Below are 25,509 nucleotides of genomic sequence, written 5' to 3'. Positions count from 1 at the left end.
GTAGGCCGACCGAAGGCTCCGTTCGGCAGCCGACCGGGCCCAAGAGGGCGGCCCGGAGCGGCACCTGACCTGACGTCACACCTGGCGGCGCCTGCTGCCGATGAGGTACGCGAGACCCCAGGCGGCCGCCGCGGCGAGCAGGAGCCCGAGTGGGGAGAACCAGTCGACGCCGCCCTCCAACTCGTTGTTCCACCAGGCCTTGGCCGGGATGAGCGGGTCGGCCTCCATCATGTCGCCGATGGCGGCGGGTGACTGGCGGTCGGCGATGATCAGCGGGAGGGCGTTGGTGTAGCCGAAGAAGGCGCCGGCCGCGGCGATCATGGCACCGCTGACGTGGGCGCCTGTGTTGCGGTGACCCACGAGGCCGATCAACCAGCCGACGATCGCTCCGTTGATCAACGCGTGCACCAGGTACATGGTGTTGGCCTGGGTGACCGTCTGATCCTCGTACGTGGCCAGGATGAGACCGCTGTAGAGCAACGAGACGATGACCGACGCGAAGAATCCGAGGAAGACCGCCCCTACGGGATGACCGCTCGCGGTCGGGCGCTGCCCGTAGGGCGCCTGGAATGGTGGGGTGGGCTGCATCGGGTACATCGGTTGCACCGGCTGTCCTGGGGCAGCGGGCATGCCGGGGTGCATAGGAGGCTGACCGGGAACCGGCGGTGGGCCGAAACCCGGTGCGTGCTGCGGCGGGGCCGGTTGCATGTACGGGTTGTTGGGGTCCTGCGGCGGCTGAGGAGGCTGCGGGGGTGGTTGGAAGGGCGGCTGGCTCATTGGATTCCCACGGAGTGATCGAGTAGGAACAGCAAGTTATCAGTGAGATCAGGAGAGGGCCGTCGGGGGCGGAGCGGGCGGTGTGAAGGGCGCGGAGGATGATGCGATTCGCCGAACCGTCCGGTGCGGCGGCGTCAACCACTCACGCTGGCGCGAAGGCCGATCAGGAGGATCGTCAGTCGGTGGTTCGCAGCGCGGCAGTCCAGTAACTGGTGTTCGTGTCCGCGTCGTTGAGGTCCGACAGCGTATCCTCCAGGTCGTCTCTGATCGCGACGCGCTCGATACGGCTCCCCGCCGCGGCCAGCATGCACCGGGCCACAAGGTAGTGCTGGAGCAGGCCGATGAACGCGGCCAGGCTGCCGGCGATCAACACGGTGCTGGTTTCCTGCCCTTGGCCGTCGCCGTCGCCGTGTTCGTCGGGCTCGTCGTCGAAGTAGGCATCGAAGTCGTCGTCTGAGTTGCTCCAGTCGTCCGCACCGAACAGGACGACCTGCCCCGTTCCGCCGTGCAGGACCAGGTCGCCGGCCCCCCACGTACCGATCTTGTAGTACGCACCTGGGACGCCCTCTGCCGACAGGGCGTCAGGGGCGAGCTGGGGCAGCCCCACTTCGTCCAGAGCCTCCAGCCGGATTGCGGCGCCTTCGAAGGCGGGCAGTCCGACCTCCGTGAGAACGCGGCGTGCCTCGGCGTCCGTCACCCCCTCGGGCAAGAGGTCGGTGGGCAGGAGTCGTACGACGCCCGGTTCGAAGAGGTCGTGGTCGTACGAGCCTCGGCGCCGTGCTGTCCCGTGGTGCAGTGCGGGGAGGAAACCGGAGTCGTCGAAGAGGGGCTCCCCGTGCACCTTGCTGATGTGCGGACTTACGGCTGGGTCGTGGAGCTCGACCGTGAAAATGCCGCCGAGTCCGGTCACGACCAGGAGGTCACCGACCTTCACCTGATCCGACACGAAGGGGGGTTCCAGGGTGTCGAACACGGTCAGATCGTCCCAGTCGGGTGTGACGTTGCGTTCCACGTCGGTGAGCCAGAGTGGCTCGCGCCGCCCCGGTGCCGGGAGCGCCTCCGGCCAGGGTCCGGCCAGCTCTTCGCCGGTTTCGGCGTCCCAGACCCGGTAGCGCTCGTCCCATTCCCCCGGAGCGTAAACGGCGTGCCGGCCAGGGAGATAGTCCTCAGGGGCGATGACCGGATCCCCCAGTGGACCGGGCCGAAGGTACGCTGAGTTCACGGCACCCGGCGGCCGCCAATGGGCCCAGCGCACCTGCCACGGCAGTGGCTGGCCGGAAGAGGCGATCTGTGCGGCGGTCTCGGCATCGCCACGCGCCGTACTCATCAGGTGCAGCCACGATGCCCATTCGCCCTGGGACAGGGAATCGACGCCGCACATCCACAAGTTGACCGCGTCCCCGGCTGGGCAATCACCGTTCACCACATACGAGTCGGCGCGGGCCGCGTCGATCAGGGCGACTTGATCGATATGGGCAGCGAGCCGACCGGAGCGCTGAACGGAGTCGAATTCGCCGGCCTGCACAGCGTGCATCGCCAGTCCTTGTGCCAGGTACGAGCCCTGGCCGGTTGTCGCTGCCGCGGGCAGATCGCGCAGCCACGCGACCAGCTCTGCGTTCACGGCTCGTACGATCTCGGCATCGGTGGTCAGACGCAGCCATTCGGCATGCCGCTCATCACGGAACCGGACCCAGCCGTCGTTCGCCACCTCCAGCAGCTCACCAGAGGCCCCCAGCGCCGTGGCGACATCCGGAGACCGGCCGACATGGGACCCCAGAGCCTGGGCGAGTACGGTCCACACAGGCACGGGAACACGACGGGGCTCGGCCAGTGCGAGTGCACGCAGCGCATCGACGTCCGTCCCGTCGGGCAGCTGCCCCACAGCCTCTTCCGAACTGCTCGGTTGCAGTGCCACGACCAAGTGATCGTGCCCCAACCGGACGTCCGGGAGGTCCCGTTCGATCGCGACCCTGAGACCGCCGCCGACGGCCAGTTCACCGGTGAAGCGGTTCACCATGCGCTCGGGTTCCGTGGAGCGTCGAGTATGACCCGCACGGTGGGCATTGACGATGATGACCAGCCCGCCACCGAGCGGGGAGTCCTCGAGCTCGAATCCCCAGTCCGCCCGCTTCTCAGGCAGGGCGGTGAACCCAGCAGCGGTCATGACCCGATCGATGACGTCCTCACAGGTCAGCCCGGTCGCGTCCACGAGCAGCGCCTCGCTGCGGGCTTCACTCAGCCGGAGCAGAGTCGCTGTTCGTCCGGACCCAGGGGGGCCGGTCAGCTCGGCCACTCGCTGGGGCCCGTTGTCCGACCACTCCAGGAGCTCGGCCAGGGCTTGTTCTGGTGATACTGGTGAAGGGGTGGGTGTCTGACGGCTCATCGCTGGAATCTGCGGCCCTTCGTCGTGACAGTACGGAATGGCGCCTACGCCGTGGCTCAGTCCGTACGCTTCGGGGCTGCCGTGGGTGCCGGCACCGGGTGGCGGGCAGGCGCATCACAAGGATTCTGGGACGTCCAACTCTCCGCCGAATGCTGCTTTCCAGGGGGCGGAAGTTCCGGCCGCCTGGTCGATCTGCTGTGACCAGGCTGCGAGGCTACGGCGAGCGTCTCGTTCCTCGTAGCGCGTGGGGAATTCGCTGCGACGCAACATGACGTACAGCGCCACCAAGGTCATGAACTGCCGCAGGCTGCTGCCGAGCAGCTGTGTTCCGGCGACGGAGGCCAACAACACGCGGCCGGATTCGCCGCCCAGGACCACTTCCTCGCCGAGCCAGGTGCCCAGGCGGTAGCCCGGCTCGTGCTGCGCCAGTGGCTCGGTGGCTTCCAGGCCGGTCCGGTCGAGGGCCACCGTGGTCAGGAAGCGCGGCTCGCCGCCGTCAAGAGCGGGGAAGCCGAGACCGGTCAGGATGGCTCGCGCCTGGGGGTGGACGACCCCGGCAGGGATGGCGGTTGCCTCAAGCCGGCGGAGTGCCTCCTCGCCGAAACTGCTGGCGAACCAGGACCGATCGGGCCCCTCGGCTGCCAGAAGCGCGGCAGGCATGGGCCAGACCGCCGCACGCCGGATCGGGGCGACGAGCGGGCTGGGCCAGCGCGATCGCCCCGCTCCAGGGCCCTTGGGCTCCAGTACATCGAGGGCGAAGAGCCCTCCGCTGCCGCCCAGCACCCAGCGATCGTCCCCGGCCTGCGCCGTATCCCGGACACTGCGGGGCAGTTGGGGACAGGGGAGTTCCGGGTGGGCGGGCTCGGAAGCGGCGGGGCGAAGGTCGACAGCGCGGCCGACCACGCGGTCGACCTCTCCGTCGTTGTCGAGGAAGACGTCGACGACTGACGGGGCCACGAGTTCTGTGCCGTCCGTCAGCTTCCACACCCGTTCCAGATAGCGCTCGTCGCCCGGTTCCTCCGACTCATCATCCGTCGGCAGCGGCATCTCGCGCTGGGTCATCACCAGGGGGATGCCGTCGCTGGATCCGAGCTCGACGAAGTCCACGGCCCCGCTCGTGCCGGCGTACTCCCCGAAAACGCCGTACGGACGCCACCGGGACCACGTGGTGCGCCAGGGCAGCCGCGCGGCCGAGTCGGCCAATGCGTCCGCCCACTCCGTACGCCCGCGGTTCACGGCGGCCCAGTGCAGCCAGGCCAGCCACTCGCCCTGAGACTGCGGTGCGACACCCTCGGCGTCCAGGTAGTGCGCGTCGGCGGTGGTACCTCCCATGGGCACGCCGTCCGGCCACGCCTCGGCGATCCCTTCTAGCAAGCCGGTCCGGTCGCAGAGGGCCACGAAGTCCGGGCGATCGTCGAGAAGGCGGGGCAGGCCTCCTCCCAGAGCCGCGTGGACGGCGGCGGCGCGAGCTCCGTAGTCATTGACGGGAGTAGACGTGTCGGCGGAGACAGGAGATGCCGGGGCGGTCCGCGTGGAGGAGGCCAGCAGGGCCTCGGCCACGGCGAGTTGTTCAGCGGGGGCCAGTGTGCCGTGCGACCTGATGGCGTACTTCAGCGCATCGGATGCAAGACCCGCGGTGAGTTGGGCAGCTGTGTCCTGTACGGCTACTACATCCGGGAGCTCTTGCGCCAGCCGCCGAAGAGATTCCTCGTTGGTGCGCTCCTGCAGCACGGAGCAGAGGAACTCCCAAACCGGCAGCGGAGTGTCGCGCACCTCGGATGCTGCGAGTGCGCGTAGCTGAGGGTATGAGCCGAGAAGCCCCGCGACATCCGGACCATCGGGTTCGTCGTCCAGGACGATCTCGTTCGTGCGGCGGATGTGCACCCGGCTGCGGGCCGAGTCGGCCTCGACGACCATTCGCACGCATCCACGACTGTGCGCACCGAATGTTGTGGCCAACGGGCCCGCGATTCGATCCGGCTCGCGTGATGTGAACGAGGAGCCTGACCATTGCACGTTGCACAGCAGCACGATGGCATCGCGGCGAATTTTCACGACGGCGTCGAAGAGCGGATCCTGTCCCCGAAGGCTTGCGGCGTCGATGCCGAATTCCTCGAGCAGTCCATGGGCCACTTCATCCATGGTCAGACCACGACAGTCCACGAGAACGGACGAGGGAAACTGCTCGTGAATCGTGCGCAGAAGCGCGGTCTTTCCCACTCCGGCGGCTCCCAGTACCGGAAGTACCGATCCGCGCTGCCGAGGCTCGACCAGCCAGTCACTCACGGCGCGCTCGGCTTCAGCAAGGATCACTTGTTCATCACTCCGATCAGCCCTGGCCGGTCAGCCTACGCAGCCGACGTGAGCCCAGACGCACTGATGGCGACGGGAGCCACCAGCTTGGGGGTGGCGGTCTTCGGATCGAGCTCGTACAGGCCTTCGCCCCGGTCTCAGACCCATTCATCCCCGTAGGAGGCCAAGTCCCAGGTGCTGTCATCGAAGTCGTGCCCCTCAAGGATGAGCGTCCAAGCCTCGGCTCGGGCGGCCACATCATCGATCTGCTCGCACCACCTGGCGAGGCTGTGCTGTGCGTCCTTGTGGTCGGTGACGTAGGGGAAGTGCGTCCTGCGGAACTCGTCGTACAGGCGGACCATGGCGAAGAACTGTGTGAGGCTGCTGCCGGCGACAGGGTCGGGCGAACCACCTGTGGTGTCCCTGAAGAGCTGACCGGTACTGCCGTCGAGCAGGAGCCTCGAGTACATCCAGGTACCGAGTTCGTAGAACGGGCCGCTGCTGGGTGCCTCGCTCCTGGCGCGACGCTGCCGTGGCACGTCGCGGCCGCGACCGGGCCAGGTCACTTCGGGTAGCGAGCTGTCGCCGCGCGGGGTGATGGCGAGATGCAGGAAGTCGTCGATCTCCGGCAGCCCTGTCTCGGTGAGGAAGCTGCGCGCTGCTCGGTCGGACAGCCCTTGGGGGAGCTGATCCTCGGTCAGTCGATGACAGGTCCCCGCACCAAAGGTCTCCTCGAGCCAGTTCCGCATGCTGTCACCGCGCAGAGCAGTGGACGCAGACGGCGGTAGCGGCCAGGGAGCAGGACGCGTGTGTGCGGCGACCAGGGGCCGCTTGCGGTACGTGTCCTGTGCCGCGATTCCAGCCGCTTGGACGGATACGGCGAACAGTCCTCCGACACCGGCGAGCACCCACTGCCCGTCGACGTACAGGCCCTGTGTCACGGCGGACGGGCAGTTGGGCGGATGAGGCAGTGTGGACGCCCCCAGCTGCCACCCGCTGTCCGTGTGTTCGGCGAAGATGACGGCGGACGCCTCGGAACCTACCGAGCGGCGTGCCGTGCTCCAGGCGAGATCGCCTTCTGCCAGAGAGGCTTGCACTTCGACTGAAGCTGAGGCGGGCTCGCCGGTCGCCGGGACCCACACCTGACGGATGTACCGGTCTTTCCGGTAGGCGTTCCTGCCTGTCGTCACGTCCCGGGCCGTAACGACAGTCACGCCGGACTCGCCGTCTGCCACGCCGAGTTCGTCGACACGGCCGGCCTCGCCTTGGATTCGGCCGAAGAAGCCCATGGGGCGCCAGCGGGTCCAAGTGGTCCGCCACGGCAACGGGACCCCTGCGTCGAGTAGTTGTTCGGCCAGCTCCGCACGCCCCGCGCTGAGTGCCGCGTGATGGAGCCAGGCCACCCACTCACCCTGGGACGAGGGAGAGATCCCCTGAACCTCCAGATAGTGCAGCATTGCTGCGACGCTTGCGTACGGCACTCCGTCGGGATGGGCGATGGCCAGGCCCTCATACAGTGCGGTGGCCGAGCACTGGGCCAGCAGCCGCCCGTCGTCCACAAGGCGGGGCAAGGCACCGGCGAGCGCCGCATGCATGGGAAGAGCATGAGCGGCGTACCGGCTCATTGGTCCCTGCTGGGACCAGAGCCCCGGTCCGCCGTCCGCGGTTGCGGACACCAGCGCCTCGACGGCACGAGACTGAGCCGCGGAATCCCATGGCTGCTTGCGTCGCCATGCGTGGAGGAGAGCTTCCGACCGGAAAGCGACCGATGACCGGTCCTCGTCCACGACGAGGACATCCGAATGCTGTTCGGCGAAGGAGAGGAGGGTTTGGGCCGTCGTAGGAGAATCGCTGGCGGCAACTAGCAGCCCCCAGACGGACAGCGGCACTTGACGTAGTTCAGCGGCGGCCAGTGCTCCCAGCCGGATCGCTGCGGCCGGTTCCTCTTCGGCAGCCCCACCGGCCGTAGTGGGCGCGGGCAGCGTGACTTCGTATTCGGCGACCCGGGGCGGAGCCACGAGGTCCGGGTCGTACTCCGCCATGACCCAGACTTCACGGCCTTCGAACCGCCTGAATCCCGGAGCCAGGATCTTCGCCACGCGGGCCGGTTCGGTCGAGGTCAGGACCTCACCGGCGTATTGCACATTGGCGAGGAGGAGGACACAGGGACGACCGACAGGGGCGGCGCGGCACTCTTCGCGCATGCGCGTGGCCACGGTGTCGGCACTCATGCCCCGGCAATCGATCAGAATGGCGCTGGGCCAGCGGTCCCGTACCGCTCGTAGATACGCGGTCTTCCCGCTGAGTGCCGGACCCATGACGGAGAACACCTGCCGCTGCCGCGCGGGGAGCTCCCGCCAGATCTCGATGCGGGCCCAGTCCTCAGCGTTGATCTCGGGCACTGGGGTGAATCCCTTCCATTTCATGGGTGGTGGGGCGTCCGGCGACGCTACTGACCCGACTTGGCGTTGTTCTCCCAAATACCCTTGACTCGGTTCACATAATTGTTGAAGTCGGCCTTGAACTTGACGCGGGCCGCATCCTTGGCCTCGGCGGGGGTCATCGTGGTGCCGTCGTCCTGCGTCAGGTCCGCATTCTCATCAATTGCGCCCCTACGGAATCCGACACCGTAGTGAATGCGGAGCTTGTTCTTCTTCTCTCCCTCACTCAGCTCGTCGTCGGGTTTGCCGTCTTCGACTTCATTCGCCAGATAGTCCGAGCAGTCGTTCCCAGAGGCGTGGCCACAGGGTTCGCGTTCGGTATAGAGACTGATGGGCTCGAACGGTTGCTGTCCCGCGGCTTCGCGCCCTTCGTTCACCGAATTGATCCAGTCCATGGCATGCGGCTCTGAGTGGACACCGGAGCCCCAAGGCTGACTCATCGGCAGTGAGCTGTCCACGACATATCGGATCTCGTTGTTATTCTCCGGATCGCGGACTTCGACCACGGCGTAGTTCTTGCGTGACCAGTCACCCTTGTGCTCTTCAAGCGCCTTGAGTTCCTGCTGGACTGCATCCTCGATCTCGCTGTCAGTCAGTCCCTGGCCGTCGTCGATACGATCGGCGATGGCCGCTTCCAGGCCAGCTCGATTCGGTATGTCGTACCTGTTGTGGTAGTGCAATCCACCCGACTTGATACCCGCTTTGTCCATGAGCTTCTGGATGGTCTCACGAGCCTTGTTGGAACGCTCAATCTTTTCGGGATCGTCTGTGGTCGGAGTGAAGTTGGTGGGTGAGTTCGGGTTGTCGGCATTGGGGTCGAGCGCGATTCCGACCGAACTTGTCGCATGAAAGCGCAGGTCCATCCGGGCCAGTGCCGCGACGACGGCTCCCTGCTGCCCCTCGGTCATGTCCCCGAACCCGGGCAAGGCATCGATCAGGGTCTGCTTACGGATACCACCCTGCTCAGCAGCGAGACCGTCGTGCAGGAGGGCACGGAGATCGCCGTCCGTGCTCCACTTCTTGAGGTTGTCGTATACGGGCCTGAGGTCGGTCTGTCGGACTTCATTGCTTTCCCGGAGGTGAGCCTGGGACGGCTCGGGGAGCATGTCGTAGTGCGTGTCCTTCGGCCCCTGAACGGATTCGTACTCGGCGCTGCCGCGTGGCCGCTCGGGAGATTTGTCTCCCTCCGGGGTCGCCCCTGCGGGATCCTGCGGGACCCGACGATCCGTACTACCTCGCGTCTCGGGCGTCTGCCCGTCGGGCTTCCGTTCTGTTGCGGGGCGTGACCGCGTGTCGTTGTCCGGGGCGACCGGCTGTCGGTTCGAGTCCAGTGGGATGGCGAAGACGCCGTTGTTGCCGTTGTGCAGTGGCTTCGAGCTCTGCTGGCCCGTCTGGGCGTCGATGTAGGTGACGCGGCCGTTGTGGTTGACGGCGTTCCAGGCGTGGGCGCGGCCGTTGGCGTCCTGGGTGATGATGACGGCCTGGGAGCCGTGGCCGCTGTTGCGGAGGGTGTTCTCCAGGCGGTTGAAGGCGCCGCGGCCGTTGCCCATGTCGCTGAAGCGGGCGCCGAGGGTGTTCTCGATGCGGTCGCGGCCGGCCTTCTCGCCGCGGTCCGACGGGGTCCCGTCCGGATTGGGGTCGGGGGTGCGGGCGGCGGCTGCCGTGGGGTTGCCGGCGTACGTGTCGACGGTGGACAGGGCCACGTCGGTGCAGTTGTTGTTGCGGCCGGGGCTGTCGGCACCGTCGCCGTTGATGTTGCGGACCCAGGGGCCGTCCGCCGGGTCCGGCGGCCGGGTGGGGTCGCCGTTCTCGTCTCGCGGGACCGAGTTCTCCAGCGACTGCTGCTCGGCGGGGGTGGGGTGGGTGACGCCGCCGGGAGGGGTGGTGTCGCGGGTGGCGGTGGCCGGGAGCGGGTCCGGATGCGAAGGATCCTGCGGGGAGCCGTCGGCGGAGTCCTCGGGGGTCGTGTGGTCCGGGTCCGTGGACTCGGCGGCGTCGGGGTCCTTGGCCTCGGATGCGTCCGGGTCGGTGGACGGCGGACTGGAATCCGGGTCGGTGGGCGGAGTCGAGTCCGGGTCGGTGTGCGGGTTGGAATCCGGGTTGCCGGTCTGCGTGGTGTCCGGGTTCTCGGACTGGGTGGGGTCGGGATCCTTGGTCTGGGAAGGCTCCGGGTCCGTGGGCTTGGCGGAGTCCGGGCTTTCAGACTGGGTGGTGTCCGGGCTCTCGGACTTGGTGGCGTCCGAGTTGTCGGAAGGGTTGTCGTCCGTCGTTTCGGGTGACGGGTCCGACTCGTTGGTCTGCTGGTCCTGGTTCTGGTTCTGGCTGTGACTCGTGTCGGGGGAGTCGTCGGCCTTTTGCTGAGTGGTGTCGGGCCCGTCCTCAGCGGTCTGCGGGTCCTGCTGCGCGGTCTCGGGGCCCGGCTTTGAGTCGTCGGAGCTCTGGTTCGAGTTGTCGTCCGGTTCCTGCTGGGAGGTGTCCTGTCCCTCCTGGCTGGTGTCGGACCCGTCCTGAGTGGTGTCCGTCCCGTCCTGGGAGGTGTCCGTTCCCTCTTGGGAGGTGTCCGTCCCCTGGTTGGAGTCCGTTGCGTCCGGCTGGCTCAGGTCGATCGGGTTGCGGTTGGCGTCCAGGGGGATGTGCCAGACGTGTTCCGCCTGGTCGAGGTGGAGGGGCTGGTCGCTGACGTCGCCGCTCTGGGTGTCGATCCAGACGATGTTGCCGTCGTGGTTGACGACGTTGAAGGCGTGGCCGCCTCCGCCGGGCCAGTCGACCTGGACGATGGCCGCCGAGCCGGGGCCGGACTGCTGCAGGACCGACGCGATGTTGTTGGCGGTGTTGGGGTCCCCGCCCGGACCGGCGTAGGCGTGCGACGCGCCCGTCCAGCGGATCTGGTTGTCGTTGGCGTTGTCCTCGGGGGACCAGTAGTCGGGGTTGCCGTTCGCGTCGGTGTCGACCGTGCGCGGCGCCGAGACCTGCGGGTTGCCGTACCAGGTCTCCAGGAAGGAGCGGGAGCAGTCGGCGCAGTTGTTGCTGCGGCCCGGGACCGTGTTGCCGCCGTCGTTCTGGAGCTGGGACCAGGGGCCGTGCGGGTCCGGGAAGCGTTCCGGCGTGCCGTCGTCGTTGCGCGGTACGGCGTCCGCCAGCGCCTGCTGGTCCGCCGGGTCCGGCTCGGTCAGGCCGCCCGGGTAGTGGTCCAGGTCGGCACGGATGTCGTCCAGGCTGTCCTGGTTGGGGTGGTGCTGGTTGCCGGGGTCGTTGGGGGTGGCCTGGGGTGAGCCCGGGTTCTGGGGCGCGGTCGGGTCCGCGTGCGCGGGCGGCGGGGTGGTCACGACCGTGTGGATCGGGACCGGCGTCACCTGCTGCTGTTGCTGCTGATCCGGGTTCTGCTGCGAGTTCTCCGGCTTGTCGGGGTGCGCGGCCGGCTGCTGCGGGGTGTTCGGTGTGTTGCCCGTGGGCTGGTGCGTCGGCTTGTTGGGCGTCGGGCTCGCGCTCGGCTGGTTCGGAGTGCTCGGCGTGCCCGGTGTGCTGGGCGTGCCCTGAGTGGGGTGGTTCGACGGGGGCGATGGGTTCGACGCGTTGGGCGTGCGGTTGCTCGGCGTCGAGGGGTTGGAGTTGCTCGGCGTGCCGCTGTTCGGAGTCGAGCTGCGGTCCGGTCCCGTACCGGCCGACGTGGACGGCGTCGTCGTATTCGTATTCGGGTTCGTCGACGGCGGTGAGGTCCTGGACGGCGTCGACGAGGACGGGTTCGACTGAGCCGGGTTCGACTGCGACGGATTCGACCGGGACGGGTTGGACTGCGACGGGTTCGACTGCGACGGGTTCGAATGGGACGGCGTCTGGTTCGGGGTGGTCGTCCGGGGGTCCTGACCCGGAGTGTGCGTACGGGTGTTGCCCGACCCGTCCGGGGTGTTGCGAGGCGACGTCCGATCGCCCGGGGTCGTGTTCCCAGGCGTGTTGTTCGGCGTGGTCCGGTCACCCGGGGTCGTGTTCCCGGGTGTGTTCCGGGGAGTGCTGCCATCACCCGGCGTCGCCGTCGTACCGGGTGTGTTTCGGGGCGCAGTTCGGTCGCCCGGGGTGTTCTGCGGCGACGTCCGATCACCCGGTGTCGTCCCAGGCGTGTTCCGCGGCGTACTGCGGTCGCCACCCGGCGTCGTATTCCCGGATGCATTCCCAGCCGTGTTACCGGCCGTACTCCCCGCCGCATTCCCAGCCGTACTACGAGCCCCGGCCGCGGCCCCGTCCCCCGGAGTCGCACCCCCAGGAGCCCGCTGAGGCCCGGTACGTCCATCCCCCGCCCCGGCGCCTCGACCGTCCGGCGTCGACGTCGGCGTTGAGGTCGGCGTCGTAGCCGGCGTGCTCCGAGGCCCGGTGCCCGCTGTCGGGCTGGGCGTAGAGGCAGGCCCGGTCCCCGTGGCAGACGGTGTGGCGGCGGAAGGATTCCTCGCCGGGCCCGAGTTGGGCGTCGGGCTCGTCGCGGAGGGCGAGCCACCGCCCGACGCGCTACCGCCGTGATGCGACCCCGCACCACCACCCGCCGCCGTGGCGGAGGCGACAGGCGACGACGGAATGGCCGAGCCGCCGTCCGAACGACCACCCGAGCTCGACGGCGACGGATCGGACGTGGCCGTCGTCGGCGCGGCGTTCGACTGAGTCGGCGTGGTCGCCGCCAGGCTGTCGATCGACGTGCCGATCGCCCCGTTCCCAGGCGACGACGAAGTACCGCCGGACGACGACGGCGTGGGCGCCGAATGTGCCGTGGGGGAGGAGAGCCCGGAGACATGGGAGCCGCCGCCGCTGTTGGACGGGGTGCCGGACGAACTGGGGGAGTTGGAAGAGCCGTTCCCGTCCCCGGCGTTGGACGACGGGCCGCCGGGCGACGGGTCGTCGAAGTCCGAAAGGGACGGGCCCGAGGAGGACCCCGTCGGCCGCGGGTACGAGGAGTCCGACGAGGACGAGTCGCGTCCCGAGTCCGAACCCGGGCCGGAGTCCGGGCCCGCGCCCACATCCGGCCCGCCGATGTCGTTGCCGCCCGTGTCTGCGGATATACCGCGACCTATGTTCGAGCCGACATCGTTGGTCGAACGTGTCGAGGACGAATCCGACGAGGAGTCCGAGGACCGCGAGTCCGAGCTCGAACCGGAGCCCGAGTCGGAAGACGAGTTGGAATTCGAGTTCGACGACGACGAGTTGGAATCAGACGACGAGTTGGAGCCGTTCGAGCCGGAGTCACCGTCGCTCTTGCCCGTGTCGCTGCCGCCGTCACCGCCCGCCCCGTCGGCCCCGAGGCCATTGCTCGACGGCCCGTTGTACCCGTCGATACGGCTGTCCACCGCGTGGTGGAACTTGTTGCCGGCCTTCTGCCCCAGGCTGTCGCGGACGCCCTCGGCAAGGGTCTGCGGGGTCTGCTTCAGGGCGTCCAGGCCCGCCTGGCCACCGGCCTTGATGGTGGCGCTGACGTCGTAGCCCTCCTGGGCGCCGAAGCCGACGTTCACGGTCTGCCGGATGAGGTCGGTGATGATCGCCTCGATCGCGGAGATCGCCGGCTCCTTCATCGCCTCGACGATCGCCTCCATCAACGCCTTTTTCAGCTCGTCGAGGAGGCGGCGCACGATCAGCCGTGTGACCTGGGTGGCGCCGAGACCGGCGACCTCCGACAGGCCGAAGGTGAAGGGCGCGGCGGCGTGCGCGGCCACGATCTCGATGGCCAGGGCGATCAGCTGCGCGATCACCGCCCACTTGGCGAATTCGACCAGGTAGGCGCAGGCCTCCATCACGTTCGCGATGATGAAGGCGGCTTGTGCCGCGTTCTGGAGGTAGCCGTCGCCTCCGCCGCCGTCGAACTTCTCGTACGTCTTGGAGAACTTGTCGATCGACTCACCGGCGTTGTGCGCCAGGACCTGCCGGGCGCTGGTGTTCGCCGTGGTGTGCAGGCCGTTGACCTTCTCGCCGAACTCGCGCCACAGCGCGGCCGAGTCTCTGAGCTTGTCCTCGTCCGCAGTGGGCCACCTGTAGCCCAGCATCTCGAGAACCCACTCGAGTTCGTCCGGCAGCATCATCGACACAGCAGCTAGCACCCCCGTAAGCCAGAACGGCCGTACAACTCCCTCACCCGTCAAGGGAAATCACACAGGAGTACAGCCGCCCGCAAAGTTTACGGACTCACCAGCAGGCTGGTTCAGGGGGTTGCTGTCACAAATCCGTTGCAGGATGCCGCGGTTGTCCGGAGAGGTACGCAATCACGTCGGCAGGCCGACTGCAATCACGTCGGCCGACCGCGATCACGCTGGCCGGACGACCGCGATCCCACGGCTCACTGCGTACGGCCCCGGGTGCGCTCCCGGTGTCCCTTCACGTCGGGCCGGCCGATGTGACCCTGCGCGCGCTCGGACTCGCCGAGCCAGATGTGCGGTACGTACTGCCTGACCGCCGAGACCACCTGCTGCTGTTGGGCGGCGGGGAAGGGCAGCCGGTAGCGCAGGCCGGGCATGTCGGGGTGCAGGGGCTCCTCGTCGCGGACCAGCGTCCACAGGACCGGATCGTCGCGGTCGATCGGGCCGACGGGGAACAGTTCCAGCGAGTAGACCTTGCCGCCCTGCCCGAGCTTGCTCCAGAACAGGCCGACTCCGGCGAGGGTCTGCCAGGGGATGACGTTCTGGGCCTTCTTGCCGGCGACCCACAGGCCGGTGTGGTCGACGAGGATCCTGTTGTGGCGGTTCGCCCAGTGGCCGATGAAGAGGAACACGCCGAGGGCACCGAGCGCCAGCATGAACACCATGCCCGCGTAGCCGGCGATGCTCGACTCGCCCTTCTGGTTCCCGGTAGCAACCAAGGCGGCACCGAACACGCCCACCGCGCCGATCACGATCAGGACGACGGAGCAAGGGAGACCGGTCATGGCGCCCCGGCGGCCGGTACGTATGACGACGGCGTTCGGGGAGGGTGTGGGGGTGTGCGGCGGCAACATGGTGCGTGAGCCTATCGAATCCGGGAGGGCGGTCGGCGGGGCGCTCGGCGGCCTGTGGACGAGCCACCGTCGCACCGCACTTGCCCGATGCCTCGATCTCCCACCACTGGCATTACGCTCCCTCGTCATGACTACGCACGATGGGGAACAGACGCTGGCGGGACGCGACGAGCGCGAGCCGGTCCGGCAAGAAGCGGATGAACTCCGCGTGCGTTTCCAGCAGCTGCCGGATCCGGGCGTCGCGCGGGCACGGTCCCAGCAGGCGCGGAGCGCCCGGACCGCCCTCATGGGTGCCGGGGCCCTGGTCGCGCTGTACAGCCTCGTCGGTATCGCGGGACGCCTCGACGGCGGCGCGGGCGCATGGACCGCGGCACACGCCCTGGGCCTCGCCTGCGCCGGCTCCGCCGTGGAGTGGGCCCGACGCGGACGCACCCGCTGGGCCCTGATGGCGATCATCGTGGGAGCGGTGGGCGCGACGCTGGGGAACGCCTTGCCCTGACGGGCCCGGTCAGCCGTCCCCAGCCCACGCGATGAATCCGATGAGCCCGATGAGCCCGATTTACCGGATGATCCGGATGAACGGGATGCTCACACCTTGGTGAAGCACAGGGTGTAGTCGAAGCCCCGGCTGCTGTAGTACTGAATGCCGTAGTCGTACTTCGCCGAGCACTCCTGGCCCTGGCCGGGCAGCATTTCGCCCATCTTGTACTCGGCCTCCGGCGAGCCGCAGTCGACGACCGTGGGCACCGGCTTGCCCTTCGGGTCCGCGACCTTGACGCAGTCGCCGACCTCCGGGTCGTGCGTCTTCGCCTCCTCGGCGGCCGCCGAAGCCGAGGCCTCCGCCTTCGCCTTGCCGCCGGTGGGGCTGGTGTTGTAGTCCCAGACGTAGTAGCCCAGGCCACCGACGATCGCGATGACGACGACGGCCGCCTTCACCATCCGCAGCGCGGCTCCCGGCGGACGCTGAGGACCGCGCGGCTGCTGCGGGGGCTGCGGCTGCTGCGGATATCCGTACGGCTGCTGCGGCTGCTGCCCGTACGGCTGAGGCTGCTGCCCGTAAGGCTGCTGCGGTTGCCCATAGGGCGGTTGCTGCTGGCCGTACGGCTGATTCGGGTACTGCGGAGGAGGCGTCGACATGCCTGGGGAACCCCGTAATTGACTGAATTTTGTATGAGCGGGAACAAGATCAACATGAAGTTGACCGGGCGCACGCTACCTTCTGCGGCCGACCGGGTCGTCACGGGGGTCGGCTGGAGCCGATCAAGTCCGAGGGCGGGCGGCGCGCGTCACCCGCGCGTGACGGGAGATACTGCGGATGTCGAGTTCGGGCAGGAGCAGCGAGGAGAAGCGACATGGCCAGGCAACCCGATAACTCATCGAACCCGCACGGCCCTTCGCAGGAGCGCGGTGTGCTGGACGAGGCCCTCGAACCGGCCCAGATCCGTTCGCTGAACTCCGCCCTGCGCAAGCTGACCGAGACCGACGGCGTCAGCAAGGACATGCAGGAGGCCGCCAAGCGGATGCTCTCCGGCCGCCTCGCGCTGCGCGACGCCCTTGACGACCCCGCGGTGGCACGCGCCCTCGGCGGTGGCATGGCGTCGCTGCGCGGTCAGTGGGAGTCGCTCTCGGAGGAGGAGCGCGACCAGGTCAGGCACGGGGAGACGCCGGGGAGCGGTGGCCCGTCCTCAGGGTCCGCAGATCCGAAGGGCCGGCAGGATCAGTCCTCCCAGGACGGGAAGAACGGCCAGGGCGGCCGGCACAGCGGCGGTTTCTCGCTGTACTGATCCCCGTAACCGAGGAACCCACGAACCCAGTAATCCCGTAACTCCGTAACCCGTACCGAACCGCGTACGGCTCACTGAGCCTGGCGCTGCTTGCGGTACAGCGCGATGGCCGTCTGGGTCGGGTAGTTGGGGACGGTGACGGTCTCGCCGGTGTCCTTGGCGACCACGATCTTGCTGCCGCCGGGCGGGGCGGGCTGCGGTCGGCCGGCCGCGTCCGTGACCGGCGGGAACACGGCGTACACCAGGTACCCGATGTCGAACTCCTCGACGCGCAGCTCGGCCGGAGTGCCGTCCGGCAGCTTGGGCTGCGCGTACCGGCCGCGCACGATGGCGAGGGCCTGCTCGGCGGTGGTCGGCGGGGCCGGGTTGTCCGAAGTCACGTGCTGCGCTCCTAGTCGGCTGGGTCTGGATCTCTCGGCGGGATCTTCGCGGTGCTGAGCCCGGGGCGGGTCAGAACAGCCCGTGCCACATCTGCTCGACGATCAGCGACCACCAGGTGTCCGCACTCGCGAGCGCGGAGGCGTCGACGGCCACCAACCGCTCCTGCAGCGCGGCCACTTCGCCGCCCGCCGCGACCGGGTCGAGGCCGCGCATCCGCTGCCGTGCGTCCGCGAGCAGCGCCAGGGAGCGGGCGAAGGCGGCGGCCGAGACGTTGACGTAGCGGGAGGCGGCGGTCACCGGATCCACGGCCCACAGCGCGCCGAGCCCGTCCGGCTGCCCCGCGCCGGGCCGGCACTGCACCGCGATGACCGCGACGCCGTCGAAGCCGATCCGGGCGAGGTGCGCCAGGACGGCGATCTTCTCCTCGCCGGCGGGGCTGCGCCGCTCCCGCAGATTCGTGGCGACGTCGGTGAACAGGCCACCGGCAGGCGGCGCCTCGGGCCGGTCCGCGGTGAAGAAGAGCGGGAGGTCGGCGGGGAGCCCGGCCCCGGCGAGCGTGGCGGCTGTGGTCTCCGGCAGCGTGCTGCCCGCGACGGCCTCGGCGTCGAAGCGACGTACGCCGTCCTCGCCGAAGACCTCGGTCAGATACCGGCCGAGGGCCTCGTCGTCCATCGGCTCCGCGGGCGTCACCTGCGCGGGCACCGGCGCCCGGTGCGGGCGGGGCGGCGGCTGCCGGCCTGCGATCCGGTGCATCGTGTCGACCTGCTCGACCAGCGCCTCGATGCCCTCGGCGCGTACCTCGGGGCGGGCCCCGTAGCTCTGCGAGCAGGACAGCTGCGCGTTGGGGAAGGTGTTGAGGAGCTCGGCCGTGTAGCCGCCGGGGAGGAGGCTGGGACTCAGGTCCGTGTGAATGGCGGTGACGCTTTCGACGGGGACGTTCATCCGTCGCAGGTCGGCCCACGCCTGGTACTCGGAAGGGGCGAGGCCGGGGCCGGAGTTGCGGAAGAGGGTCGTCTCCTCGCCGTTCGCCGGGTCGGTGTACGTGAAGACGGCGGTGTTGCCGGGCCCGGTGACCGGCCGGGTCTCTCCCGACGCGCCCTGACCCGGGTCGCCGTGCTTCCGCAGGTACGTCTGGACGACCTCGTCGACCGGCACCGAAGGCCAGATCGTGAGCTCGCCGGTACGGCGGTCCACGACCCCGCAGGCGTTGCCGATCTCGGCCGGCGGCCGCCGCTCCCCGGTCTCCGGGTCACGCTCGGGCTCCGCCGGCGCGGCCCACACGACCCAGCCCAGGTCGAACTCCTGCATCCGGACCTCGCGGTGCGGCTGCGCCGAGCCTTCCGGGTTGAGCCAACGGTCGGCGATGGCGAGCGCCTGCTCCTGGCTGGTCACGGGAGGCTCCTTCGGAGGGGTCGGTCGCTGGTGGTGCGAGTCATATGGGTGGTGTGGGTCGGGTGGGGCGCCCGTGGCACGGTGTCGGTCCGGCCGTCGTACGCGTCTACGAGGCTATCCCCGGGTCCGCCGCGCGGATGCGGAGGGCCTTCGCCCCGCGCTCGGTCGCGAGGAGCAGGATCCCGTCGGGGGAGAGGTCGGCGGCGGTGAAGGGAGTGTCGGAAATGAGCGCGGCCACGACCTCCTGGTCGGCCCTGGCCCAGACACGCAGGTAGTCGGCGCCCCGGCTCAGGCCCAGCGGGGCCGCGGCACGCTGCTCCTCGGAGGGACGGACGATCAGCGCCGGGTCGACGTCACCGAGGTCACCGGGTCCTACGAGGCCATGGACGAGCACCGCGGCACGGGACTCCTCCCCGGGGCCACCGACCGGCCGCGCCCCGGGCGTGCCGGCCGGGACCACCAGTACGGCCACTGGAGTCGCCGTACCGTCGGGCTGGGGCAGGCTGCCGACCGTCACGGCGCTGATGCCGGGCACGGGCAGGCTCCACAGCGTCCGCCACGGCAGTTCGAGGCCGAGCCGCTGGTGGATCGCGTCGGCGTACTCGGGCAGGCCGTCCTCGACGAACGCCGTCTCCAGCAGCGCGGCGCGCAGCAGCGCGGGCGGCTGGGTCCGGGTCAGCACAGGAGCCGTACGCAGATACGTCCGGGCCGGAGCGCCCAGCTCCGCCGCCGGTACCGCCTCGACGGCCGCGCGCAGCGGCACCGGGTCGGCGTGCACGAACAGACCGGGGTCCGTGAGCAGTTGGGGGAGCAGACCGGCTTCCAGGGTGTGGCCGGCGATTTGGTCGCGGACGTACGGGTCGGCCTTGCTCCAGTCCTGCTCGGGCACGGCCTCCAGCAGCGCCATCGCGACCTGCGTCTGAGCGGCGCGGACGCTGGGCAGCCCGGCGCGGATCTCGTCACCGACGGCCGGGTGCAGCAGCCCCAGCGACATACGCGGGCCGTCCTCCGTGTCCGCCGCCTCCTCTTCCCTCGGCTGCACGAAGGGCCCGGCGAGGAGCATCCCGTCCGCGAGGGCCTGGCTCATGTCCCGCCCGGCGACCGCGCTGACCAGCCTCGCCCACAGGCCGACGGGCATGCCGTCGGACTCGGCCAGGGCCAGCGGCGCCAGCAGGAGCCTCAGCGTCTGCGGGTCGGCGCCCAGCCGCCCTGCGTGCAGGTCCAGCGCCTCGCCGACGGAGGTCGGCAGATGCCTCTCGTCGGCCGGGTCGAAGCCCTCCGGAGCCATCAGGATGCCGTTGACGGCGAGCTGGACGACCAGCGGGCTTCCGGCCCTGCGTCCGATCGCCGCGCCCAGAGCGAGACGTACGGCGGGATCCACGGTGAACGGCAGCTCCGGTGCGCCGAACTCCGGGTTCAGCGCGGCCTGCGCGTGCAGCACCAGGCCCTCGGGGTCGGCCCACTCCGGCTCGTCGAGATCGATGACCCGCACGGTGCCGGACGGCAGCTGCGAGGTCAGCTCGGCGACCAGCGGACGCGGCACCTCGGTCAGCAGCCGGACCGTCCCGGTGGCGGCCAGCGGAGCCAGGACCTCCCGGACGACCCGGGCTGGCTCATCGGTGGCCCGCACCGGGCCGGCACGGTCGACATCCGGGACGACGACGGTCACCGGCTCGGCGAGCGCCGCCAGTTCCGTGAACACGTCCTCGGTGCTGCCGGCGTCGAGCTGGTAGTGGTCGGCGAGCAGCCAGAGCAGCTGTGCGGCGGTGAGTCCTTCGGCGGTCGGTACCGCGGGCGCGGGCAGTTCCGGCGGCACCGTCGACGGATCCATCTCGTCCAGCGGCAGCCGCTTGCGGTACTCCGGATCGCACAGCATCAGGAACCCGGTGAGCAGCCTCGAACGCCCGCTGCCCGAACCGCCGGTGAGCACCACCACGCGCGGAGCGCCCGGCGCGGATCCACGCCATGCGCTCAGCGCGCGCAGCGCGGCGGCGCGGCCGCCTATGTGGGGGTGTGGTGCGTATTCCTCGGTCGAGCCGGTCATGGGTCCCCGTCCTCCGCCGTCGCGGACGCGTTCGATACGACCCTGATCTTAGGCGTCGAGCAGGTCCGGCGGGCAGGTGGAGGACCCTGCCCGCTGCCGGACGGCGGCGCTCTACTCGGCCGCCACCCCACCACCCCGAGGCGACGCCTCCAGGTCGAACTCCCCGTCCCGTGCGCCGAGTACGAACGCCCGCCACTCCGCCTCGGTGTACCGCAGCACGGTGCCGGGGTCGAGGGAGGAACGCATGGCCACCGCGCCCTCGGGCAGGTACGCGATCTCGACGCGCTCCTCGTGCTGCTCGGTGCCGGGCGCGCAGATCCACTCGACACCGGAGATGTCGAGGGCGTACAGCTCGTCGCGCTCCCGCTCCTTGCGCGCCTTGATGTCCTCGGCCTGAGTCCCGACCTCGTTGTTGCTTGCCTCGGTCATGCCGCTGGGCCTCTTCCCTGACGTGCGAACGACGTACGGGTCTCACCCTACTGACGTCGGTCGCCCCGCACGTGCCCGTCGCGGATCAGAGGTCGTGCGGCCGCAGCCTCGCGTGTGCGACCCCGGTCGGTACCTGGACCTGGCCGTCGTACTGGGCCGTGGTCTCTTTCCAGATGGCGTCCTGCTCGGCCTCGTTCAGCTCGTGGGCCACACCCATCTTGGTGAAGGCGACGCCCATCCCGGCGAGACGTTCCGCGAGGCTGGCCATCGACTCGTACATGCCGTCGCGCAGGCCCTCGTAGACGACGCCGAACTTCTCGCCGATGTCGTCGTCGCCCCACGGCGGGGTGTCGCCCTTCTCGAGCGCGGTCAGCCCGGTCTGCAGGGCTGTCACGGCCTTGCCGAAGTCCAGGCCGACGTTGAACATGTGGAAGCCCTCGGTCTTGAGGACCTCGGGATCGGAATCCATGTAGTCCGACGGCACAACTGCCCCCCGTGGCTCGTCATTTCTGTCGCACGGCCACCTTAACCGGGGTGCCCGCGCGAGCCCCAGCCCCCACCGGCGACGGGAGAGGGGCGGCACCCCACGCGGGTACCGCCCCTCCGGCTCGACCGAGCGTCCTTCAGAACCGGTTCGGCAGCCATCCCGTCTGGATCAGCTGGCCACCACGCCGGCGCGTGTGGAAGTAGCCACGGCCGGGCGGCAGTTGAGTTCCCGTGATGTTGCCCAGCAGCTGGCCCTCGGACCGGTCGCCGGAGAGCACCACACCCTGGGCGCCGAGCTCGCGCATGCGCTGCATCACCGGCTCGTACAGCGAGCGGCTCGCACCGCCCGAGGCACGGGCGATGATGACGCGCAGACCGATGTCACGGGCGAACGGCAGGTACTCGAGCAGCGGCGCCAGCGGGTTCACGCCGGTCGCCACCAGGTCGTAGTCGTCGACGATGACGAACGCGTCCGGGCTGCTGTACCAACTGCGGTTGCGTAGCTGCTCCGGCGTGACGTCCGGGCCGGGCATCCGGCGGTGCATCGAGCCGGCCAGGCCCTCCAGCGTCTCCGTGAGCGCGGGCGCCGAGGCGCAGTACCGCGACAGGTGCGAGTCGGGCACGCCCTCCAGGTGGGCACGCCGGTAGTCACCCATGACGATCTTCGCCTGGTCCGGCGTGTAGCGCTCGGTGATCTGCTTGACCAGCAGCCGCAGGATCGCGGACTTACCGGACTCGCTCTCACCGAACACGATGAAGAGCGGGTCGGTCTCGAAGTCGACGAAGACCGGCGAGAGCGACGACTCGTCGATACCGACGGCGACACCGCGCTCCGGGTGCTCGAAGCCCTTGGGCAGCCGGTCCACCGGCAGCATCGTGGGCAGCAGCCGCACGGCCGGGGCGTGGTTGCCCTGCCAGTTCTCGTTGATGCCGCCGATGAGGATCGACGTCGCCTCGGACAGGTCCTCCGTCGCCGAGGAGCCGTCGACACGCGGCAGCGCCGTCATGAAGTGCAGCTTCTCCTGCGTCAGACCACGGCCCGGCACGGTCGCGGGGACGTTCTGCGCGACCTTGCGGTCGATCTCCGACTCCGTCGGGTCACCGAGCCGGAGCTCGATGCGGTTCTGGAGCATGTCCTTGAGCGCCGGCCGCACCTCGGTGTAGCGGCTCGCCGACAGGATCACGTGCACGCCGAAGCCGAGACCGCGGGTCGCGATCTCCGTGACGGTCGCCTCCAGCATCTCGTAGTCGGTCTTGAACGTGGCCCAGCCGTCGATGACGAGGAAGACGTCACCCCAGACCTGGTCGGGCAGCTGGCCCGCGGCCCGGCGCTGCCGGTAGGTCGTGACCGAGTCGACGTTGTGCTCGCGGAAGTACTCCTCACGCGCGTTGAGGATCCCCTCGACCTCGCTGACCGTACGGCGCACCTTCTCGGCGTCGAGACGGTTCGCGACACCGCCGACGTGCGCCAGCTCCTCCATCGAGATCAGCGAGCCACCACCGAAGTCCAGGCAGTAGAACTGCACTTCGGACGGCGTGTGGGTGAGCGCGAACGACGAGATGAGCGTACGCAGCAGCGTCGACTTGCCGGACTGCGGACCACCGACGAACAGACCGTGGCCCGCACCGCCAGCGAAGTCCCGGTACAGCACGTCACGCCGCTGCTCGAACGGCTTGTCGACCAGACCGACCGGCACATTGAGCCGGCCGAGCGCGGTGTAGTCGGGCGCGGTCAGGCCGCGCTCCGGGGTGACGGCGAGCTGCGGGAGCAGCTGCTCCAGCGACGGCGCCTCCTCCAGCGGGGGCAGCCACACCTGGTGCGCCGGCGGACCCTGGTTGATCATGCGGCTGACAAGCACGTCCAGGACGGTGTCCGCGAGCGCGTCGTCCACCCGGTTGTCGGGCTCCGGCTCCTCGATCACCGGCTGCGGCGGCAGCTCCACGTGCTCCGCCGAGAACAGCGCGGGCCGCAGCTGCGTCGAGCGGTGCACCCGGGACGGACCCTCGCCGTGGTACGCCCCCGACACGTACGCCGCCTTGAAGCGGACCATGGTGTCGGTGTCGTAGCGCAGATAACCGGAACCGGGGATCGACGGCAGGTGGTAGGCGTCCGGGACACCGATCGCCGTACGGGACTCGGCGGCGGAGAAGGTCCGCAGACCGATCCGGTACGACAGGTAGGTGTCCAGACCGCGCAGCTTGCCCTCCTCCAGGCGCTGCGAGGCCAGCAGCAGGTGCACACCCAGCGAACGGCCGATACGGCCGATCTGGATGAACATGTCGATGAAGTCCGGCTTGGCCGTGAGGAGTTCGGAGAACTCGTCGAGCACGATCACCAGCGAGGCCATCGGCTCCAGCGCGGCACCCGCCGCCCGGGCCTTCTCGTAGTCGTGCAGGTTGGCGTAGTTGCCGGCCGAGCGCAGCAGCTCCTGGCGGCGCTGCGTCTCACCCATGATCGAGTCACGCATGCGGTCGACGAGGGTGAGGTCGTCGGCGAGGTTGGTGATCACGGCCGCGGTGTGCGGCATGTCCGCCATGCCGGCGAAGGTCGCACCACCCTTGAAGTCCGCGAGGATGAAGTTCAGCGTCTCCGAGGAGTGCGTCACCGCGAGACCGAGCACGAGCGTACGCAGCACCTCGGACTTGCCGGAACCGGTGGCGCCGACGCACAGGCCGTGCGGGCCCATGCCCTCCTGCGAGGCCTCCTTGAGGTCCAGCATGACCGGCTCGCCGTTCTCGCCGACACCGATCGGCACCCGCAGCCGCTCGTGCAGCGTGCGCGGCCGCCAGGTGCGGGAGACGTCGACCGTGCCCGCGTCGCCGATGCCCATCAGGTCCGTGAAGTCCAGGTTGGACAGCAGCGGTTCGCCCTCCTCCGCGGAACCGACCCGGAAGGGGGCCAGCTGCCGCGCGAGGGACTCGGCCTGCGCCTGGTTGAGGACATCGGGCCTGCCGGTGTACGCCGACTCGTGGCCGACGAACAGCCGCATCCGGTCCGGCTTCGCGTAGACCGTCAGACCCGCGCGCAGCTCCTCCTCCAGCGGACCGGGCGAGATCTCCAGGAACGTCACGCCCTGGAGGCCCTCGCTGCTGGCGAGTTCGGAGTCCGGCGGCACGGTGCCGCCGTCGAGCACCACGATCAGGTGCGGCTGGTCGTAGACCGGGTTGGCCTCACGGTTCCAGCGGGGCCGGTCGCCCAGCTGGTCCGCCAGCGCCTCCTCCAGCTCCCCGAGGTCGTCGAAGAGGAGACGGGACGAGCCCGCCCCGTCCTTGGCCTTCGGGTGCTGGCTGTGCGGCAGCCACTTGATCCAGTCCCAGTCCGCCGCCGCGGAGGGGTGCGCCACCACCGCGATCATCATGTCCTCGGGCGAGTGCAGCGTCGCCAGCTGGGACAGGCTCGCGCGCGCGTTGGCGTAGACCGTGTCCGACTCGCCGCAGATCGTCACGTGGTAGAAGGCACGCAGCGAGATGGCGACCGGCAGGTCGGACAGGCTGCCGTGCGCGTCGAGGAACGCCTTCATGGCGGCCGCGGTCAGCGGCTCCAGCTCCTCCTTGGGAGCCGTCTCCGGTGCGACGAGCGGGGTGTTGAGCTGCTGCACACCGCGCCCGATCCGCACGGAGGCGAAGTCCGCGTCCGTCGGCCGCCGCTCCCACAGCCGCTTGCCGTCGGCGGCCACCGCCCACAGCTGCTCCGGGTCGGGGTGCTGGAAGAGCTGGCTCTGCCGCTGGAGTTCCGCGGTCTTGTGCACGTCCTTGCGGACCTGCTCCAGGTAGCGGAAGTAGTCACGCCGGTCCTGGGTCATCCCCGCGCCGCCGCCCTGCCGGGACTTGGCGAACTGGGCGATGGCCATGGCCAGCGTCGAGGCCAGCATCAGCCCGCCGACCACCCTCATATAGGAGGGCAGGTTGGGCATGAAGAAGAAGCCGACCGAACCCAGCATGCCCATCATGGGCAGCAGGTTCATGAGCATGCTCTCGTCGCCCTCGCGAGGGATCTCGGGGGGCGTCTCCAGTTTGACCTCGCCGTCCGGGACGGCTGGCGGCACTATCCGCGGTGGCCGCTTGATGATGACGACGCTCACCGATGCACTCATCCTTCGCGATTGATACGTACGTCTTGGCACCGACGCCCCCGTGTA

General features: G+C 69.5%; 15 protein-coding genes. 2 read left to right on the top strand and 13 right to left on the bottom strand.

The features are described 5' to 3' along the window. Positions 1-75 precede the first annotated feature (75 nt). The 6 genes from CP983_RS11990 to CP983_RS11965 form a co-directional block, all read right to left on the bottom strand. Positions 76-630, bottom strand: coding sequence for a hypothetical protein (locus tag CP983_RS11990; protein ID WP_229915060.1), 555 nt, complete (start codon positions 628-630; stop codon positions 76-78). A gap of 322 nt (positions 631-952) precedes the next feature. Next, positions 953-2,986, bottom strand: a complete 2,034-nt coding sequence (locus CP983_RS11985; protein WP_167537688.1) for an SUKH-4 family immunity protein — start codon at positions 2,984-2,986, stop codon at positions 953-955. Positions 2,987-3,274: 288 nt separating this feature from the next. Then, positions 3,275-5,473 carry an ATP-binding protein gene (locus tag CP983_RS11980; protein ID WP_150499583.1) on the bottom strand — a complete coding sequence of 733 codons (2,199 nt, stop codon included), beginning with the start codon at positions 5,471-5,473 and terminating at the stop codon, positions 3,275-3,277. Between the two features lie 137 nt (positions 5,474-5,610). Beyond that, positions 5,611-7,854, bottom strand: coding sequence for an SUKH-4 family immunity protein (locus CP983_RS11975; RefSeq protein ID WP_167537687.1), 2,244 nt, complete (start codon positions 7,852-7,854; stop codon positions 5,611-5,613). Between the two features lie 47 nt (positions 7,855-7,901). Next, complete coding sequence (locus CP983_RS11970) at positions 7,902-13,946, bottom strand: toxin glutamine deamidase domain-containing protein (RefSeq protein WP_229915072.1); 6,045 nt, start codon at positions 13,944-13,946, stop codon at positions 7,902-7,904. A 254-nt stretch (positions 13,947-14,200) separates the two neighbouring features. Then, on the bottom strand, positions 14,201-14,785 hold the full coding sequence (locus CP983_RS11965) for a hypothetical protein (protein WP_107902193.1): 585 nt from the start codon (positions 14,783-14,785) through the stop codon (positions 14,201-14,203). Positions 14,786-14,981: 196 nt separating this feature from the next. Between CP983_RS11965 and CP983_RS11960 the strand changes: the two genes are divergently transcribed. Next, positions 14,982-15,353 (top strand): hypothetical protein, encoded by a 372-nt coding sequence (locus CP983_RS11960; RefSeq protein ID WP_125526519.1) that lies wholly within the window; start codon positions 14,982-14,984, stop codon positions 15,351-15,353. A gap of 89 nt (positions 15,354-15,442) precedes the next feature. On the opposite strand, the gene CP983_RS11955 is transcribed toward CP983_RS11960, so the two are convergent. Then, positions 15,443-15,991: an LppU/SCO3897 family protein gene (locus tag CP983_RS11955; RefSeq protein ID WP_150499580.1), complete on the bottom strand. Its 549-nt coding sequence runs from the start codon at positions 15,989-15,991 to the stop codon at positions 15,443-15,445. A 215-nt stretch (positions 15,992-16,206) separates the two neighbouring features. On the opposite strand from CP983_RS11955, the gene CP983_RS11950 reads away from it, so the two are divergent. Next, a complete protein-coding gene (locus tag CP983_RS11950; protein WP_150499579.1) occupies positions 16,207-16,638 on the top strand; it encodes a hypothetical protein in 432 nt (143 codons plus the stop codon). 71 nt (positions 16,639-16,709) lie between these two features. On the opposite strand, the gene CP983_RS11945 is transcribed toward CP983_RS11950, so the two are convergent. The 6 genes from CP983_RS11945 to eccCa all read right to left on the bottom strand — a co-directional run bounded on the left by CP983_RS11945 (position 16,710) and on the right by eccCa (position 25,452). Further along, positions 16,710-17,018 (bottom strand): hypothetical protein, encoded by a 309-nt coding sequence (locus CP983_RS11945; RefSeq protein WP_030949654.1) that lies wholly within the window; start codon positions 17,016-17,018, stop codon positions 16,710-16,712. Between the two features lie 70 nt (positions 17,019-17,088). Beyond that, positions 17,089-18,411 carry an SUKH-4 family immunity protein gene (locus CP983_RS11940; RefSeq protein WP_150499578.1) on the bottom strand — a complete coding sequence of 441 codons (1,323 nt, stop codon included), beginning with the start codon at positions 18,409-18,411 and terminating at the stop codon, positions 17,089-17,091. A 106-nt stretch (positions 18,412-18,517) separates the two neighbouring features. Beyond that, positions 18,518-20,455 (bottom strand): ATP-binding protein, encoded by a 1,938-nt coding sequence (locus CP983_RS11935; RefSeq protein WP_150499577.1) that lies wholly within the window; start codon positions 20,453-20,455, stop codon positions 18,518-18,520. A gap of 111 nt (positions 20,456-20,566) precedes the next feature. Next, positions 20,567-20,884, bottom strand: a complete 318-nt coding sequence (locus tag CP983_RS11930) for a DUF397 domain-containing protein (protein ID WP_107902181.1) — start codon at positions 20,882-20,884, stop codon at positions 20,567-20,569. An 85-nt stretch (positions 20,885-20,969) separates the two neighbouring features. Further along, positions 20,970-21,353, bottom strand: a complete 384-nt coding sequence (locus tag CP983_RS11925; RefSeq protein ID WP_126899460.1) for a hypothetical protein — start codon at positions 21,351-21,353, stop codon at positions 20,970-20,972. Positions 21,354-21,507: 154 nt separating this feature from the next. Then, positions 21,508-25,452, bottom strand: coding sequence for a type VII secretion protein EccCa (eccCa, locus tag CP983_RS11920; protein ID WP_150499576.1), 3,945 nt, complete (start codon positions 25,450-25,452; stop codon positions 21,508-21,510). Positions 25,453-25,509: the final 57 nt, after the last annotated feature.

The sequence above is a fragment of the Streptomyces chartreusis genome, assembly GCF_008704715.1.
In the GTDB taxonomy this organism is placed as follows: domain Bacteria; phylum Actinomycetota; class Actinomycetes; order Streptomycetales; family Streptomycetaceae; genus Streptomyces; species Streptomyces chartreusis.
This window is presented reverse-complemented; position numbering and strand designations above follow the sequence as displayed.

Coding starts and splice junctions, on each gene's coding strand:
- CP983_RS11990 (WP_229915060.1), bottom strand. CDS start 630: ATGCCCGCTGCCCCAGGACAGCCGGTGCAACCGATGTACCCGATGCAG.
- CP983_RS11970 (WP_229915072.1), bottom strand. CDS start 13,946: ATGATGCTGCCGGACGAACTCGAGTGGGTTCTCGAGATGCTGGGCTAC.
- CP983_RS11965 (WP_107902193.1), bottom strand. CDS start 14,785: ATGACCGGTCTCCCTTGCTCCGTCGTCCTGATCGTGATCGGCGCGGTG.
- CP983_RS11960 (WP_125526519.1), top strand. CDS start 14,982: ATGACTACGCACGATGGGGAACAGACGCTGGCGGGACGCGACGAGCGC.
- CP983_RS11955 (WP_150499580.1), bottom strand. CDS start 15,991: ATGTCGACGCCTCCTCCGCAGTACCCGAATCAGCCGTACGGCCAGCAG.
- CP983_RS11950 (WP_150499579.1), top strand. CDS start 16,207: ATGGCCAGGCAACCCGATAACTCATCGAACCCGCACGGCCCTTCGCAG.
- CP983_RS11935 (WP_150499577.1), bottom strand. CDS start 20,455: ATGACCGGCTCGACCGAGGAATACGCACCACACCCCCACATAGGCGGC.
- CP983_RS11930 (WP_107902181.1), bottom strand. CDS start 20,884: ATGACCGAGGCAAGCAACAACGAGGTCGGGACTCAGGCCGAGGACATC.
- CP983_RS11925 (WP_126899460.1), bottom strand. CDS start 21,353: ATGGATTCCGATCCCGAGGTCCTCAAGACCGAGGGCTTCCACATGTTC.